This window comes from Lelliottia nimipressuralis (genome assembly GCF_041464075.1).
Lineage (GTDB): Bacteria > Pseudomonadota > Gammaproteobacteria > Enterobacterales > Enterobacteriaceae > Enterobacter > Enterobacter nimipressuralis.
The window spans coordinates 2,816,283-2,830,749 of sequence record NZ_CP167172.1 but is presented as its reverse complement, the minus strand read 5'-3'; the positions used below and the strand labels follow the sequence as shown (position 1 = coordinate 2,830,749).

The 14,467-nt window shown below is 55.2% G+C and carries 19 protein-coding genes; 6 read left to right on the top strand and 13 right to left on the bottom strand.

The features are described 5' to 3' along the window. Positions 1-4: 4 nt before the first annotated feature. Entirely contained in the window at positions 5-1,438 is a 1,434-nt protein-coding gene (locus ACB496_RS13630; protein WP_228483380.1) for a DNA cytosine methyltransferase, read from the top strand. Next, entirely contained in the window at positions 1,419-1,910 is a 492-nt protein-coding gene (locus tag ACB496_RS13625) for a very short patch repair endonuclease (protein ID WP_371972843.1), read from the top strand. The genes ACB496_RS13630 and ACB496_RS13625 overlap by 20 nt, the downstream gene beginning before the upstream one ends. On the opposite strand, the gene yedA is transcribed toward ACB496_RS13625, so the two are convergent. Further along, a complete protein-coding gene (yedA, locus tag ACB496_RS13620) occupies positions 1,882-2,796 on the bottom strand; it encodes a drug/metabolite exporter YedA (protein ID WP_231275927.1) in 915 nt (304 codons plus the stop codon). The two genes, ACB496_RS13625 and yedA, sit on opposite strands and share 29 nt — an antisense overlap. A 177-nt stretch (positions 2,797-2,973) precedes the next feature. Here yedA and ACB496_RS13615 point away from each other — a divergent pair, with 177 nt between their 5' ends. From ACB496_RS13615 to dgcQ, 3 genes are all read left to right on the top strand, one after another. Beyond that, positions 2,974-3,885, top strand: a complete 912-nt coding sequence (locus ACB496_RS13615) for a DUF808 domain-containing protein (RefSeq protein WP_100779682.1) — start codon at positions 2,974-2,976, stop codon at positions 3,883-3,885. A 78-nt stretch (positions 3,886-3,963) separates the two neighbouring features. After that, entirely contained in the window at positions 3,964-4,146 is a 183-nt protein-coding gene (locus ACB496_RS13610) for a YodC family protein (RefSeq protein ID WP_102104034.1), read from the top strand. 126 nt (positions 4,147-4,272) lie between these two features. After that, on the top strand, positions 4,273-5,964 hold the full coding sequence (dgcQ, locus tag ACB496_RS13605) for a cellulose biosynthesis regulator diguanylate cyclase DgcQ (RefSeq protein ID WP_102104033.1): 1,692 nt from the start codon (positions 4,273-4,275) through the stop codon (positions 5,962-5,964). On the opposite strand, the gene ACB496_RS13600 is transcribed toward dgcQ, so the two are convergent. Next, positions 5,931-6,758, bottom strand: a complete 828-nt coding sequence (locus tag ACB496_RS13600; RefSeq protein ID WP_100779684.1) for a mannosyl-3-phosphoglycerate phosphatase-related protein — start codon at positions 6,756-6,758, stop codon at positions 5,931-5,933. The genes dgcQ and ACB496_RS13600 overlap by 34 nt on opposite strands. 293 nt (positions 6,759-7,051) lie before the next feature. Beyond that, complete coding sequence (gene yodD, locus ACB496_RS13595; RefSeq protein WP_371972842.1) at positions 7,052-7,279, bottom strand: YodD family peroxide/acid resistance protein; 228 nt, start codon at positions 7,277-7,279, stop codon at positions 7,052-7,054. Between the two features lie 128 nt (positions 7,280-7,407). On the opposite strand from yodD, the gene dsrB reads away from it, so the two are divergent. Next, positions 7,408-7,602 (top strand): protein DsrB, encoded by a 195-nt coding sequence (gene dsrB / locus ACB496_RS13590; protein ID WP_181826524.1) that lies wholly within the window; start codon positions 7,408-7,410, stop codon positions 7,600-7,602. An 89-nt stretch (positions 7,603-7,691) separates the two neighbouring features. Here the strand turns inward: dsrB and rcsA are convergent, their stop codons facing one another. The 10 genes from rcsA to fliJ form a co-directional block, all read right to left on the bottom strand. Next, complete coding sequence (gene rcsA / locus ACB496_RS13585) at positions 7,692-8,315, bottom strand: transcriptional regulator RcsA (RefSeq protein WP_100779687.1); 624 nt, start codon at positions 8,313-8,315, stop codon at positions 7,692-7,694. A 286-nt stretch (positions 8,316-8,601) separates the two neighbouring features. After that, entirely contained in the window at positions 8,602-9,396 is a 795-nt protein-coding gene (gene fliR / locus ACB496_RS13580; protein ID WP_100779688.1) for a flagellar biosynthetic protein FliR, read from the bottom strand. Positions 9,397-9,404: 8 nt separating this feature from the next. Beyond that, the gene (gene fliQ, locus ACB496_RS13575) at positions 9,405-9,674 is read right to left on the bottom strand and encodes a flagellar biosynthesis protein FliQ (RefSeq protein WP_039032550.1); all 270 of its coding nucleotides are present in this window, start codon (positions 9,672-9,674) and stop codon (positions 9,405-9,407) included. A 10-nt stretch (positions 9,675-9,684) separates the two neighbouring features. Next, positions 9,685-10,422 carry a flagellar type III secretion system pore protein FliP gene (gene fliP / locus ACB496_RS13570; protein ID WP_100779689.1) on the bottom strand — a complete coding sequence of 246 codons (738 nt, stop codon included), beginning with the start codon at positions 10,420-10,422 and terminating at the stop codon, positions 9,685-9,687. After that, positions 10,422-10,796, bottom strand: a complete 375-nt coding sequence (gene fliO, locus ACB496_RS13565; RefSeq protein WP_107703322.1) for a flagellar biosynthetic protein FliO — start codon at positions 10,794-10,796, stop codon at positions 10,422-10,424. Before fliO ends, fliP begins: the two co-directional genes overlap by 1 nt. A gap of 2 nt (positions 10,797-10,798) precedes the next feature. Continuing rightward, on the bottom strand, positions 10,799-11,212 hold the full coding sequence (gene fliN, locus ACB496_RS13560) for a flagellar motor switch protein FliN (RefSeq protein WP_100779691.1): 414 nt from the start codon (positions 11,210-11,212) through the stop codon (positions 10,799-10,801). Continuing rightward, the gene (gene fliM, locus ACB496_RS13555) at positions 11,209-12,213 is read right to left on the bottom strand and encodes a flagellar motor switch protein FliM (RefSeq protein ID WP_107703323.1); all 1,005 of its coding nucleotides are present in this window, start codon (positions 12,211-12,213) and stop codon (positions 11,209-11,211) included. Before fliM ends, fliN begins: the two co-directional genes overlap by 4 nt. 4 nt (positions 12,214-12,217) lie before the next feature. Continuing rightward, positions 12,218-12,685, bottom strand: a complete 468-nt coding sequence (gene fliL / locus ACB496_RS13550; RefSeq protein ID WP_100779693.1) for a flagellar basal body-associated protein FliL — start codon at positions 12,683-12,685, stop codon at positions 12,218-12,220. A 105-nt stretch (positions 12,686-12,790) separates the two neighbouring features. After that, complete coding sequence (gene fliK / locus ACB496_RS13545; RefSeq protein WP_371972841.1) at positions 12,791-14,017, bottom strand: flagellar hook length control protein FliK; 1,227 nt, start codon at positions 14,015-14,017, stop codon at positions 12,791-12,793. Beyond that, entirely contained in the window at positions 14,014-14,457 is a 444-nt protein-coding gene (fliJ, locus tag ACB496_RS13540) for a flagellar export protein FliJ (RefSeq protein WP_100779695.1), read from the bottom strand. Before fliJ ends, fliK begins: the two co-directional genes overlap by 4 nt. Positions 14,458-14,467 lie beyond the last annotated feature (10 nt).

Sequence of the window (14,467 nt, the reverse complement as noted above, 5' to 3'; positions counted from 1 at the left end):
AGGTATGCAGGAAAAACGATCAGTGATACCGCCCGCACTTCTGCTGGCAGAGAAATCCACGGCCACGGTGCAGGCGTTATTAAGCAAACTGCTGACCATCTATGATGCGAAAACGCTGGTCAATGACCTGAATGCGCAAGGTGAAAGCCACTGGAGTCCTGCGATCCTGAAGCGACTGGTCACCAGCGAGCGGGCAGGGCACCGTCTTAGCGAGCGGGAATTCAGCTACCTGCAAAATCTGCTGCCGCGCCCGCCTGCCATTCATCCCAATTATGCTTTCCGCTTTGTCGACTTGTTCGCCGGTATCGGTGGGATCCGCAACGGATTCGAGGCCATCGGCGGTCAGTGTGTCTTTACCAGCGAATGGAACAAACATGCGGTACGCACCTATAAAGCCAACTGGTACTGCGATCCGCATGCCCACCATTTTAACGAAGACATCCGCGATGTGACGTTAAGCCACAAAGCGGGCGTCAGCGATGCAGAGGCGGCGGAGCATATCCGACAAAATATTCCTCAACATGATGTGTTGCTGGCCGGCTTCCCTTGCCAGCCGTTCTCGCTGGCTGGCGTGTCGAAAAAGAATGCTCTTGGGCGGGCACACGGTTTTGCCTGCGACACCCAGGGCACGCTGTTTTTTGATGTCGTGCGGATTATCGACGCCCGTCGTCCGCCGATTTTTGTGCTGGAAAACGTCAAGAACCTGAAAAGCCACGACGGCGGAAAAACCTTCCGCATTATTATGCAAACGCTGGACGAGCTGGGCTACGACGTGGCGGATGCACAGGATATGGGTGCCGACGATCCCAAGATTATCGACGGCAAACACTTCCTGCCGCAGCACCGCGAGCGCATTGTGCTGGTGGGCTTTCGCCGCGACCTGAACCTGAAAGGCAACTTTACCCTGCGCGATATTCCGTCGCGCTATCCGGCGCATCGTCCTTCCGTGGCCGAACTGCTGGAGCCGGTGGTGGACGCCAAATTTATCCTCACGCCGGTACTGTGGAAATATCTCTACCGCTATGCCAAAAAGCATCAGGCAAAAGGCAACGGCTTTGGTTTCGGCATGGTCGACCCGACCAATCCGCACAGCGTCACCCGCACGCTGTCGGCCCGTTATTACAAGGACGGGGCCGAGATCCTGATCGATCGCGGCTGGGATAAAGCGCTCGGAGAAGTGAATTTCGATGACCCGGAGAACCAGCGCCATCGTCCGCGTCGCTTAACGCCGCGCGAGTGCGCGCGCCTGATGGGCTTCGAATCGCCTCAGGGTTACCGCTTCCGCATTCCGGTTTCCGATACCCAGGCCTATCGCCAGTTCGGTAACTCCGTGGTGGTGCCTGCGTTTGCGGCGGTGGCAAAACTGCTTGAGTCGCGTATCCAACTGGCCGTCAAATTACGCCTGAGCGAGGCCGTCAATGACGGATGTGCACAATAAGGCGACGCGCAGCAAAAACATGCGTGCGATTGGCACGCGTGATACGGCGATTGAAAAACGGCTGGTAGGGCTTTTAACCCACAGCGGCTTTGCGTTTCGCGTGCAGGATGCGGCCCTGGCAGGCCGCCCTGATTTCGTCCTCGACGATTATCAGTGCATCATTTTTACCCACGGCTGTTTCTGGCACCATCACGACTGTTATCTGTTTAAGGTCCCGGCGACGCGCACCGAATTCTGGCTGACCAAAATCGGCAAGAACGTGGCGCGTGACCAGCGTGATATCACTACGCTGATGGCGCAGGGCTGGCGCGTGTTGATTGTCTGGGAATGTGCCCTGCGGGGCAGACTGAAACTCGATGATGCCGCGCTGACCGAGCGGCTGGAGGAGTGGATCTGCGGCGGCGGTCAAACCGCGCAGATCGACACAAAAGGCATTCACGCGTTTACCGCTTTTCCACCTCACACGGGGTAACGGTCGGTTTCGCCGGGAACAGGTATTTTCCGAGCGTCACCAGTACCACCGCCATAATAATCACCCCCAGCGCTATCCATTCGACGGATGAGAGCACTTCTCCCGCAAAGGTCGTCCCCAGCAATACGGCTACCACCGGGTTGACGTAGGCGTAGCTGGTCGCAACGGCAGGGCTGACGTTGCGGATCAGGAACATGTATGAGTTGATCGCGATAATCGAGCCAAAAATTGCCAGATAACCGACCGCCAGGAAACCGGACAGCGTCGGCATCGTAGTCAGTTTTTCACCGCTCACGGCGGAGACGAAAAGCAGCGCGATGCCCGCCGCCAGCATCTCGATGGCACCGGCCATCATGCCGGAAGGCAGTTCCACTCGTGAACCCAGTACGGAGCCAAATGCCCAGCTCAGGGAGCCAATCAGAATCAACACCGCGCCCCACGGATTACCGCTCAGGTTCCCGCCGCTGTTGAGCAGAATAATGCCCGCCAGACCTATGGCGATCCCCATCCACTCCAGCTTGCGGGTGCGGATGCCGAACAGTCGGCTAAAGCAGAGGGTAAACAGCGGCACCGTGGCGACCACTACCGCCGCAATACCGGAAGGGACGTTCTGGTGCTCGGCCACCGTCACACCGCCGTTACCGACGGCCAGCAGCAGCAGGCCGATCAGTGCGGCGTTTAACATCGGGCGCAGCGGTGGGAGTTTATGCCCGCGCAGCAGGAGAAATGTCAAAAGCAGCACACCGGCAGAGAGAAAACGCACGCCAGCCATCATCAGCGGTGGCCAACTCTCCACGCCGATACGAATCACAAAATAGGTCGAACCCCAGATGATGTAGAGCGAAAACAGCGCTCCAATAAGGGGTAATAATTGCCGAAAACGCATAATCCTTCACCGCGATATAAAAAGGTCGCATACAGTAAACGTGAAAACTATCGGGCTGGCGAGTCCTTTAATTGTGTCTCTGATGTGAATTATTTGTTGACTTGAGCTGCCTGTTTCAGGGTTTCGCTTTTTGCTCCATACTATTCACTTAATTATCAAAATAAGAAGGATCAGATTTTGGCAGGAAGTAGCTTATTAACATTGCTTGATGATATTGCCACCTTGCTGGATGACATATCAGTGATGGGAAAACTGGCCGCGAAGAAAACGGCTGGGGTGCTGGGGGATGATTTATCCCTTAACGCGCAGCAGGTGACGGGCGTGCGCGCCAACCGTGAGCTGCCGGTGGTGTGGAGCGTGGCGAAAGGGTCATTTATCAATAAAGTGATTCTGGTGCCGCTGGCCCTGCTGATCAGCGCCTTTATTCCCTGGGCCATTACGCCACTGCTGATGATTGGCGGGGCGTTCCTCTGTTACGAAGGTGTCGAGAAAGTGCTGCACTCCTTCGGTTCCCATAAAGACGCAGAGACCCCGCAGGCGCGCCAGCAGCGCCTGGAAGCGCTCGCGGCGAAGGACCCGCAGGCTTTCGAGCGCGATAAGGTGAAAGGGGCCATTCGTACAGACTTTATCCTCTCGGCTGAGATCGTGGCGATTACCCTTGGGATCGTGTCGGAATCGCCGCTGCTTAACCAGGTGCTGGTGCTCTCCGGTATTGCGATTCTGGTCACCGTGGGCGTGTATGGCCTGGTGGGTGTGATCGTGAAACTGGACGACATGGGCTATTGGCTTGAGCAAAAATCCAATGCGCTGGCAAAAGCGGTAGGTAAGGGTCTGCTGGTACTGGCGCCATGGCTGATGAAATCACTCACCATTATCGGCACCCTGGCGATGTTCCTCGTCGGCGGTGGGATTGTGGTACACGGTATTCCACCGCTGCATCACGCGATTGAACATTTCTCCGCTGAATACGGAGCGGTGGTGGCAGCGATAGCACCGATGATCGCTAACCTGGTGATTGGCTTCATTATTGGCGCCATTGTGATTGCCGCCGTGAAGGGCATCGAAAAGCTGCGCGGGGTTTCGCACTAATTGTTCCCTGCGTCACTATGCAAAAAGGCCATTCCTCGTCTAGATTGAAACAGTTTCACCCTGATACAGGAGGCGGGTATGGTCTTTGTGGTCAGTGATGAAGTTAAGTCAAAAAAGGGTGGTCCACCAATGATTGTCACCGGCTATTCCAGCGGTATGGTGGAGTGCCGGTGGTACGACGGGTACGGCATCAAGCGGGAAGCGTTTCGTGAAGACGAGCTTCTGCCTGGTGACGGACGACAGCGTCGCGACACGGCTTAATCACGCAACGCCCGGCATGTCCGGGCGTTTTTGTTGACTATCGTCCTGCGCAGTGCTTGTCTTAAGAGATCGAACCGCGGCGTTGGGTTATAAGCGGATGATGCAAGATTTCAGCAGGGAGTGTCTGTGCAGCGCGATGTCTATAAAGCAAAAAAGCAATTTCTGGAACGGTTACGCCATCATCCGGGAAAAATTGTTAATCTCTGTTTTTTGGTTGTCCTCATTTTTTCTACGATCCTGACCTGGCGCGAAGTGGTGGTGCTTGAAGAGGCGTACATCTCAAGCCAGCAAAACCATCTGGAAAATGTCGCCAACTCCCTCGACCGTCAGCTTCAGTTCAGCATTGATAAACTGCTCTTTTTTCGTCACAGCATGGGCGATGCGCTGCAAACGCCGCTCGGCTTTCGCGTGTTGCACGATGCGGTAACCAGCTTCAACCGCCTGCGCACCGACCCCTTCTGGCAGCTGGATGTCGACCAGCAGCGCACCTTGCCCATTAGCGGCGTCTCAGACGCAACGGTGGCGCGCACGACTTTGCTGGCGCGGGATAACCAGCGCATCGGCAACGAACTCTCCGCCGCGCTGGAGGTGGGGTATTTACTGCGTCTCGCCACCTCAACCACCGGTAAAGAGCGGCGTGTCTCGTACGTCTCGCGGGCGGGTTTTTTCCTCTCAACAGATCCCTCACCGCTCAATCACACCCTGATCTCGCGTTATTACGAGCTGGTGACGCGCCCGTGGTTTACCGAGCAAACCGAGCGGCAAAACCGCGCGCGCGGCGTGCGCTGGTTTATGGCACCGGTATCCGGGGCGCAGGAAGAGCGGGTGATCACCGCCAGCCTGCCGGTCTATCTGGACCACTACTGGTACGGCGTGCTGGCGATGGATTTCACCCTCCCGACCATGAAGCAACTGTTGACGGAAGCCGTCGATAAGCGCACGGACGGGGAGTATCAGCTTTACGACAGCCGCCTCAACCTGATCACCACCTCCGAGCCGCCGGACGGCCTGGTGAATCAGTTTGACGAGCGCGAGCGGGCGCAAATTGCCCACGCCATCGAAGGCGACACGGAAGGGGGGATTCGACTGAATTCGCGCTATGTCAGCTGGGAGCGCCTCGATCATTTTGATGGCGTGGTGCTGCGGGTTCACACCCTGCAAGAGGGCGTTAACGGTGAGTTTGGCAGCATCAGCATTGCACTGGCCCTGCTGTGGGCGCTCTTTACGGCGATGCTGCTGATTTCCTGGCTGGTGATCCGCCGGATGGTCAGCAACATGTACCGGATGCAACATTCCCTGCAGTGGCAGGCGTGGCACGACCCGCTGACCCGCCTGAACAATCGCGGTGCCTTGTTTGAACGGGCAAAGGTGCTGGCCGAAGAGTGCCGTCAGCAGAAATTGCCGTTCTCCGTGATTCAGATCGATCTGGACCATTTCAAAAGCATTAACGACAGATTCGGCCACCAGGCGGGCGATAAAGTGTTGTGCCACGCAGCCGGGCTGATCGCCAGCGCGTTACGCACCAGCGACGTGGCCGGGCGTGTCGGTGGCGAAGAGTTTTGCGTGGTGCTGCCAGGGGCCACAACGCAGGAGGCGGCAAATGTCGCCGAGCGTATTCGCGCCTGTATCAATCGCAAAGAGATTCTGGTGATGAAGAGCACCACCACGCGGATCAGCGCCTCGCTGGGGGTAAGTAGCACGGAGGAGAACGGTAATTTCGACTTCCCGCAGCTGCAATCCATTGCTGATATGCGCCTCTACCTGGCGAAGCAGCAGGGGAGAAATCAGGTGATGTGGCGCGATGCCGATAAGAAATGATCGAGTCCTTCACTCCAGCCTTCCGGTCCCGGTTGGGTGGTGTGATAGACCCGTTCAGGAATGTCATCCTGTAGCTGAATACCGAAACGGTTAATGCCTTTTACCACCACGGCGTAATCGACGTTATCGAGCAGCGGGGCGTCATTAGGGCCATCTCCCAGCCCGATGGTGGTGGGAACAAATCCCTCGCGTTTGCGATACTCGTCTATAAGCCAGTTCACCGCCTGATCTTTACCGCCGCGCGCGTCCAGAATGTGCCAGAACCGTGCTCCCTGCACGAACTTCAGGCCGAGCTGGACCAGTTCGGCTTCAAACTGCGTCATACGCTCATCGCTGTCGCGCCAGATAAGGGTAATCGAGGCTTCATGCAGCCGCGCCAGCGCTGAACGCTCACGGTTAAGGCCGGTCCATTCCCCGATGACCCGTTCATCGACATCATCGAAGGTAGTGAATTTATACCCGGTGCGCTCCCGTATCGGATCAATCAGACGGCGAATCTCAGTGTGCGGTGTCCCGTTAATCAGGCGCGGCGCGTCGGGGTGATCGTCCCAGCGTACGTCGAGCTGTATAACCGCGCCGTTTTCGGCGATAAAGGGCAACCCTTCCAGCCCCAAATCCTGCTGAATTTCGAGCGTTTCGGCGGCCGTTTTACTGCTGCATAAAATGACCGGGATCTGATGGTCCTGCAATTTATTCAGCCAGGACGTGGCTGGGCGCCAGTCATAGGTATGAATATCCAGCAGCGTACCGTCGAGGTCGGTAAAAACCAGCAGCGTCTCCTTAAGTAGGGACATAGCATCTCCTGAAAGGTGTTGTGCCTGAGATTAATCCTAAAACAAATTTTGCATAAGCAGTCCCGATTCCGGAACCGATCCCGCCGACCCGCATGGGGCAAGGGCCGCGATTCATAATCAAAACTGACAGTTACCGCAAATAGCATTTATGAAAGGAATATATCCTTGTCATGCAATTTTATTGGGGATAAGGTAAATCCCACATCAGATTTCCTGGTGTAACGAATTTACAAGTGCTTCTTGCATAAGCAAGTTTGATCCCGGTCATCCCCATGACCGGGATTTTTTTCGCCTCACCGATTCACTTCGCTGATACTGAAATCGTGAATGTCTAATTCGAACGCCTCGGCCAGCTCACGGTAGGTGTGATAATCCCGTCCGTCGATGCTTACGCGCGTAGGATCATCTTCCGCACGCTTCACTTCGCTCTCACTGATTTCGTTAATCGCGGCCAGCAGGGCATCGACATCGACGTTCACCTCACGTTTCGCCGTGTCGCTGTACTCTTTCGCGGTCTTCATTCTTCATACCTCATTTCGCCGTTCCCAGCGTTAAGTATAGACTGCCCACAAAAGCGCCATTCACTCTTGCAACCGCTGCCAGTTGCTGCGTTTTGTTCTACACTGGCTCAAAACCACAGGAGGATTTTATGAAGGTCAACGATCGGGTCACCGTCAAGACGGACGGCGGACCGCGCCGCCCAGGCGTAGTACTGGCAGTGGAACAGTTCAACGAAGGCATCATGTATCTGGTGTCGCTGGAAGATTACCCGCTCGGCATCTGGTTCTTTAACGAGATTGGCCACTCTGACGGGATCTTTGTGGAAAAAGCAGAATCTGAGTAAGACGGTGTCGGGTGAGGAGAACTCGCCCGGCCCAAAAACGAAAAATCTCTGGCCAGGCCAGAGATTGATATGTGTGAAGAGTGAAATTATCAGCGCATATTGACAAAAATACCGTTAGTCACATTATCTGTCAGACGAACAACATGATAGATGACCTGTTTATTATGCGTTTTTATTTTCCTTTTAATATTACCCTTATGTGACGATACCGTTTTTGCTTTGATATTCATCTGGTCAGAGATTTGAATTGTGCCTTGTCCCGCCATCCACATTCTCAACATACTCGATTCAGTACGGCTTAATGATAACGTGGGTAAGTTAAACTCAGCTACACTCTTTGTCTCTTTATTCAAATAATCACCCAAAATGTCATCCAGCGACTCGGGCTTAATTGATTTAGAACTGATTAATAGGTTTTTACGCACTAGCAAATATTCATCGAAATGGATATTTGCAATGGCCATAAAAACAATAAACAGGGTTTTAGGATGTTGATTAATGATCTGCTTAATGTGCTGACTGTTGGCTGGATCGTGAATGAAACAGTCCTCATTAATAAACACCACGCCAGGCTTGTAAGTATCACAAGCGGCTGCAAGTTCGCCAACATCATGAACATCGTTGATGTCTCGCTTTTTAACCCCTCTGCTGGTCAGATACCCGGTTAGCCCTAGCCGGGTGTAACTGCATAAATCCATAATGATCGTTGACATGGCATACCCTCACTCAATGCGTAACGATAATTCACCATCTGCCTGAGAGCTCATAAACAGCCATACGGGATGGAATAAAAGGTATAAACCTGTGAGCAATACAAAGACTTTCAGGCGAACTCACTATCCCGTAAAGTTACGTATAATTTGCCAGGAATCATCTTAAAGTAAAGTAAATGTTGAGTAATGTGAAGGGCATAAAAACAAATAAACCGCACCAGATATATCCTGGTAGATGTTTTTCATGTTTTATTTTAAGAATATCCTTAGAGAGACAATATAAACATCAAGGATTAATATTCTTGGGTAGCTCGTGAACAATATCGGCCAGAAGATTAAACAGTTCGCCAAATAAATGTTCACAGAAGGGGGCGATAAGTGGCATTAACAAGCCCATCAATATCAGGCCGACGGTTAAGGTGATCGGGAAGCCAATGACAAATACCGACAGCTGCGGCGCCATACGGTTCAGTAACCCGAGCGCGAGGTTAACGGTCAGGAGAAGCGTTATGACCGGCAGCGCCAGCATCAGGCCGTTGAGGAAAATCAGCCCGGCCGCACGGACCAGTGCCATAAACGCATTGCTGTTCACCGGGTTTCCGCCGATCGGCAGCGTGTGGAAGGTATCCACCAGCATCGAAATCAGCCACAGGTGGCCATTGAAGGTTAAGAACAGCAGCAGCGCCAGCATATCGATGATACGCGCCAGCACCGGCATGTTGAGGTGGCTACCCGGGTCTATGAACGTGGCGAAGGACAGACCCATCTGCAGGCCGATCAGCTCACCGGCGGTACGGATGGCCGCAAACGCCAGCTGCATGGTAAAGCCAATCGCCACGCCAATCAGCACCTGCTGCAGCGCAAGCCAGACGGCCTGCGGGGAGAAAATCGCGACGTTGACCGGCGGCAGATTAGGGGCAATCACAAAGGTAATCAGCATCCCCAGCCCAATTTTGACGCGCTTAGGGATCGATTTTTCGCTCAGCACAGGGGCGGTCATGATCAGTGCCATCACGCGCAGCAGCGGCCAGAAATAGAGTCCGAGCCACTGTATAAACTGGTCGCTGGTGAAATGTAGCATTCAGCCGATCAGCCGATGATGTACGGCAGGTTGGTAAACAGGTTGCGCATGTAGTCGAGCAACAGGTTTAACATCCACGGCCCGGCGATGATAATCGCCACGAAAACCGCGATGATCTTCGGGATGAAGGAGAGCGTCATTTCGTTAATTTGCGTCGCGGCCTGCAAAATACTGATGACCAGACCGGTGACCAGCGCCACCAGCAGCAGAGGGGCGGCCACGGAAATGGCGACTTTCATCGCTTCCGTGCCCATCATCATGACCGATTCGGGTGTCATTCGGCGTGCCTCAACTGTAGAAACTCTGTGCCAGCGATCCGACCAGCAGTTGCCAGCCGTCGACCAGCACAAAGAGCATGATCTTAAAGGGCAGGGCAATGGTGGCGGGGGGCACCATCATCATCCCGAGCGCCATCAGCACGCTGGCGATCACCAGGTCGATAATCAGGAACGGGATAAAAATGGTGAAGCCAATCTGGAACGCGGTTTTCAGCTCGCTGGTCACGTAAGCCGGCAGCAGAATGCGCATTGGCACCGCTTCAGGTCCCTGAATCGGGCCGGTGTTCGCCAGGCGAGCAAACAACGCTAAATCCGCTTCACGGGTCTGGCGCAGCATAAATTCTCGCAGCGGCTGAGCGCCTTTTTCGAGCGCCACCTGCATGGAAATTTTGTCTTCACTGAACGGCTGATAGGCGTCGGCGTATATCTTGTCGATCACCGGCGACATAATAAAAAAGGTCAGAAACAGGGCTAATCCTAGCAGCACCTGGTTCGGCGGCGCGGAGGGTGTACCCAGCGCATTTCGCAGCAAACCAAAGACGATGATGATACGGGTGAAGCTGGTCATCATCAGGAGAACGGCCGGGATAAAGGTCAGTGCGGTGATAAACACCAGCGTCTGAACCGGCAGGGACCAGCTTTGACCACCACCAGCAATGGGGGTCGAAATCAGACCGGGTAATTGGGCATAGACCGCGGGAGTAAACAGGGCGATGCCTGCCAGCGTAAGGGACAACAAACGGCGCATCAGGATCTCCCGGAACGCTTAAGCAAACTCTTCATAACGGACTGAAAATCCGCTGGACTCTCTGCGTTCTCTGGCACCGTTTCCGGCGCAGGAGGCAGTTTATGCAGCACAGTAATTTGTGATGCCGTCACGCCCAATACCAGGCGCGCATCTTCTACTTCAACGATCACCACGCGCTCGCGCGGGCCGAGCGACGTACTGGCGCTCACTTTAAGACCGCGCGCGTGGGCGGTTTTACCCGCCAGGCCAAAACGTTTAGCCAGCCACGCGACGATCAAAATAAAGGCAATAATACCGAACAGCGCGCCGCTCACCTGGAGCAGCGGCGAGCCGGGAACCGCAGAGGGCTGTGATACCGTTGCCTGAGTTTTCATGCTTAACGGCTCAGACGACGCATACGTTCGGATGGGGTGATGATGTCGGTGATACGCACGCCGTATTTATCGGCCACTACCACCACTTCGCCCTGCGCAATCAGATAGCCGTTGATCAGAATATCCAGCGGCTCACCGGCAAGCCCTTCCAGCGCCACCACGGAACCCTGCGTCAGGCGCAGCAGCTCTTTGATGGTCATACGGCTACGGCCCAGCTCCACGGTCAGCTTGACCGGGATATCCATAATCAGATCGATATCCTGCAGCGTACCGCTGACGTCGCCGCCGCCTATCTGCTGAAAGACCGCGTCCGCCGCGCTTTTGCTCGGGGTTGCCTGTTGCTCGTTTAACGCATCAGCCCACAGATCGTCCAGTGCTCCGCTGTTTTCATCGGACGGATTGTTTATGTCACTCATTTGGGCTGTTCCTCATTCAGCGAATTCAATATCGGATTGATCAAGTGCTCAACGCGTAGCGCGTATTGACCGTTAACGGTGCCGTACTGACTGGTCAATACCGGTACGCCATCCACATGGGCAATTATGCGGTCGGGTTTTTCTATCGGCAGAACGTCGCCGGGTTGTAATTTCAGGATCTGGGACAGGCGCAGCGGGATATCCGCAAAGCTCGCCACCAGTTCAAGCTGTGAGTGCTGAACCTGACGCACCAGATTCTCGCGCCAGTTCTGATCTTCATTGCGCGAGTTTTCCAGCGGTGGGTTTACCAGCACTTCACGCAGAGGTTCAATCATGCTGAAGGGCAGACAAATATTAAATTCGCCGGTCAGGTTGCCGATTTCGACGTGGAACGGCGTATTGACGACGATATCGTTCGGCGACGTGGTGATGTTGGTGAATTTGACCTGCATCTCCGAACGGACGTACTCCACTTCCAGCGGGTTAATCGCTTTCCATGCGTCGCTGTAGGATTCCAGCGCCAGCTTCAGCATGCGGTTAATGACACGCTGCTCGGTATGGGTAAATTCGCGCCCTTCGACCTTCGTCGGGAAACGACCGTCACCACCAAACAGGTTATCCACCGCGATAAAGACCAGGCTCGGTGAAAACACGAACAGCCCGGTGCCACGCAGTGGTTTCAGGTGGATAAGGTTAAGGTTGGTTGGCACCGGCAGGTTGCGGGCAAACTCATGATACGGCTGAATGCGAATCGCCCCGACGGTGATGTCCGGGCTACGACGCAACAGGTTAAACAGCCCCATACGGAACTGACGCGCAAAACGTTCGTTGATGATCTCCAGCGCCTGCAGGCGCTCGCGCACCACGCGACGCTGGGTATTCGGGTCATAGGGGCGAATATCAGGTTCGCCGCCCAGTCCCGGTATTGGTTCATCGCTCTTATCGCTGTCGCCATTGAGCAGCGCATCGATTTCCGCTTGAGAAAGAATACTATCGCCCATGTCTTTACCGCAGGATAAATGCTGTGTACAGAACGTCAGTGACTTCCTGCTTAGGTTGACCTGCTACCAGTGGCGCTGCCAGCGTTTGTTTGATGGCCTCGACCAGCTTTTGCTTCCCGTCATCGGTGGCAAGCCCGGAGGCGTCCTGACGAGAGAAAAGCAGTAACAGGCGGCTGCGCACTTCTGGCAGGTATTCGCTCAGACGGGTGCGAGTTGCGTCATCTTTCAGGCGCAGGGTAATGCCGACGTACAGCACGCGATCCGCATCACCGAGGTTAACGGTGAACGTATCCAGTGCGAAAAAGACCGGGGCCGGAGGCGGCGGGGGTTCGGCAACGGCAGCGGCTGACGGCGCCTGCTGTGAACGCCAGTAACTATAGCCAGCGGTCGCACAAGCGGCGAGCGTAATCAACACCAGCAGCGGGACCCAGATGGAGCGCTTGCTTTTTTTGGTGATAGCGGAGTCAGTCATCTGATTCGAGCATCCTGTTTCGGTACAGCTAATACAGTGATTATCCCGTGTCCTGCTTTGGTCAAAGCGTGGAAAAGACGGGGATAATCACGTTACCTCTGGCGTTTAGGCAAAGATGTCTACGGCGCCATTTCCACGTGCTGCGGACTGCAGTGCAGCAGGCGTGACCAGCAATTCATCGTTGTCGTCGTTAAATCCACCCTGCTGACCAGAGCGCGAAGCCTGCTGTTGCTGCTGGGAAGAGGACTGCTGCTGACCGGCAAAGCTCTCGCTGCTGATGTTGCTTTGCGACAGCTGAATGCCGTTCTCCGCCAGCTGCGTGCGCAGCATAGGCAGCGCTGCTTCCAGCGCCGCACGCACGTTGCTGTGGGCTGAAACCATCTGCAACTGTGCCTGGTTATCTTCAAGTTTAAGAGAAATTTGCACTTGTCCCAGATCTTCTGGATGCAGGCGCAGTTCAGCGCTTTGCTGACCCTGTTTCGTGAACAGCGTGACGTGCTGACTAACGGCCTGCTGCCATTCGTGTGTCCCCAGCGGCTGGCTGATAACCGGCGCGGGAGCGGCGGCTGCGGCAGGCGGGGCGGTAATATTGCTGGCGAGAATTGGCGCAAGCGTGGAGGTTGGCGCCGTCGCCGAACCGGCACTCGCGACGTCCTGCTTCGCGGCAGACGCTGCGGCTGCCGGTGTTAACGGCTGCGCGCTGGCTGGAAGAGGGTTGCTGTCCGCATCGGCGCTGTTTGCCTGAGTTTTACCGCGAAGCGAAAAATCAGCGACATCCATCAGTGAACTACGTCCTGAAGCAGGCTGTGCCGCCGTCGGCTGCGTTGCCACTGTATGGGTCTCAACTGCCTGGGCAACGGCCGCCGTCGCCGTTTGCTGATGCGGTAACATCGCCATCAGCGCACTCAGCCCGGCCAGCTCTTCGTCGTTCAGATCTGATTTCAGCTCATCTTTTTGCGCGTTTGCGTTCGCCGTCAGCGCTTTCAGCGCATCGCCGTGAGTGGCAGGAATTAACCCGGACACCAGCGTTTGCAGAGGGGCGTCCTGCGCCGTGTCATCGGCCACGAGCTGATCCTGACGTGCCAGCAGGGTGGCGAGTTTCGTCTGGAGAGCGCTATCGCCGTCCTTCAGGATCGCCTCTTTCGACAGCTTGCTGGTGGCGGCTTTCAGGGACGCCAGCGTAATGGGCGCGTCTTTGCCCTGGCCTGCGGTGTCGCTTAACGCACCCGCCAGCAGGGAGAGAAAATCTTGCGCGCCTTCTGCGCCTTTTCCAGTCTGCGTACCGCCGGACAGGTCAGTGTCGGTCATCAGCAGTTGTTGCAGTGTGATCATTCCGGTTTCCTCGTTGATGCGCGCTGGGCAAACTCATCCATTTTTTTCTGATCAAGGCGGTTCTCGGCAAGCAGGGTGGCGGCGGTTTGTCGGTCCTGTAACGTAGTCCAGGCCTGCAGCCGCTGCTTTTTCTCTCGCCAGAAATTCAGTGCCTTATCGACTTTCTGGTCCCACTGGGACAACTGCTGGCGATGCTGCTCGATCGCCTTTTCCAGCGTCTGAATAAACTGCTGATAGTTAATCCAGCGCTGGCTGCCAATGCCCTGTGTCATATCGGTATTGAGGTTGGTGCGATATTCATGCTGATAGTCGATTAACATCGTCAACTGTTCTTCAGCCTGCTGATATCCGCGTCGCATTGCGCCAAGCTGCAGTGCGGCATCATCAACTTCTTTTTCAGCCAGATCTTTTAGCGTAGCTAATGCGCTGTTTTGCGCCATGATCTTCGCC

What these genes read in the sequence shown, in the direction of transcription:
- ACB496_RS13630 (WP_228483380.1), top strand. Translation starts at nt 5, where the DNA reads ATGCAGGAAAAACGATCAGTGATACCGCCCGCACTTCTGCTGGCAGAG.
- ACB496_RS13625 (WP_371972843.1), top strand. Translation starts at nt 1,419, where the DNA reads ATGACGGATGTGCACAATAAGGCGACGCGCAGCAAAAACATGCGTGCG.
- yedA (WP_231275927.1), bottom strand. Translation starts at nt 2,796, where the DNA reads ATGCGTTTTCGGCAATTATTACCCCTTATTGGAGCGCTGTTTTCGCTC.
- ACB496_RS13610 (WP_102104034.1), top strand. Translation starts at nt 3,964, where the DNA reads ATGGTCTTTGTGGTCAGTGATGAAGTTAAGTCAAAAAAGGGTGGTCCA.
- ACB496_RS13600 (WP_100779684.1), bottom strand. Translation starts at nt 6,758, where the DNA reads ATGTCCCTACTTAAGGAGACGCTGCTGGTTTTTACCGACCTCGACGGT.
- yodD (WP_371972842.1), bottom strand. Translation starts at nt 7,279, where the DNA reads ATGAAGACCGCGAAAGAGTACAGCGACACGGCGAAACGTGAGGTGAAC.
- dsrB (WP_181826524.1), top strand. Translation starts at nt 7,408, where the DNA reads ATGAAGGTCAACGATCGGGTCACCGTCAAGACGGACGGCGGACCGCGC.
- rcsA (WP_100779687.1), bottom strand. Translation starts at nt 8,315, where the DNA reads ATGTCAACGATCATTATGGATTTATGCAGTTACACCCGGCTAGGGCTA.
- fliR (WP_100779688.1), bottom strand. Translation starts at nt 9,396, where the DNA reads ATGCTACATTTCACCAGCGACCAGTTTATACAGTGGCTCGGACTCTAT.
- fliQ (WP_039032550.1), bottom strand. Translation starts at nt 9,674, where the DNA reads ATGACACCCGAATCGGTCATGATGATGGGCACGGAAGCGATGAAAGTC.
- fliP (WP_100779689.1), bottom strand. Translation starts at nt 10,422, where the DNA reads ATGCGCCGTTTGTTGTCCCTTACGCTGGCAGGCATCGCCCTGTTTACT.
- fliO (WP_107703322.1), bottom strand. Translation starts at nt 10,796, where the DNA reads ATGAAAACTCAGGCAACGGTATCACAGCCCTCTGCGGTTCCCGGCTCG.
- fliN (WP_100779691.1), bottom strand. Translation starts at nt 11,212, where the DNA reads ATGAGTGACATAAACAATCCGTCCGATGAAAACAGCGGAGCACTGGAC.
- fliM (WP_107703323.1), bottom strand. Translation starts at nt 12,213, where the DNA reads ATGGGCGATAGTATTCTTTCTCAAGCGGAAATCGATGCGCTGCTCAAT.
- fliL (WP_100779693.1), bottom strand. Translation starts at nt 12,685, where the DNA reads ATGACTGACTCCGCTATCACCAAAAAAAGCAAGCGCTCCATCTGGGTC.
- fliK (WP_371972841.1), bottom strand. Translation starts at nt 14,017, where the DNA reads ATGATCACACTGCAACAACTGCTGATGACCGACACTGACCTGTCCGGC.
- fliJ (WP_100779695.1), bottom strand. Translation starts at nt 14,457, where the DNA reads ATGGCGCAAAACAGCGCATTAGCTACGCTAAAAGATCTGGCTGAAAAA.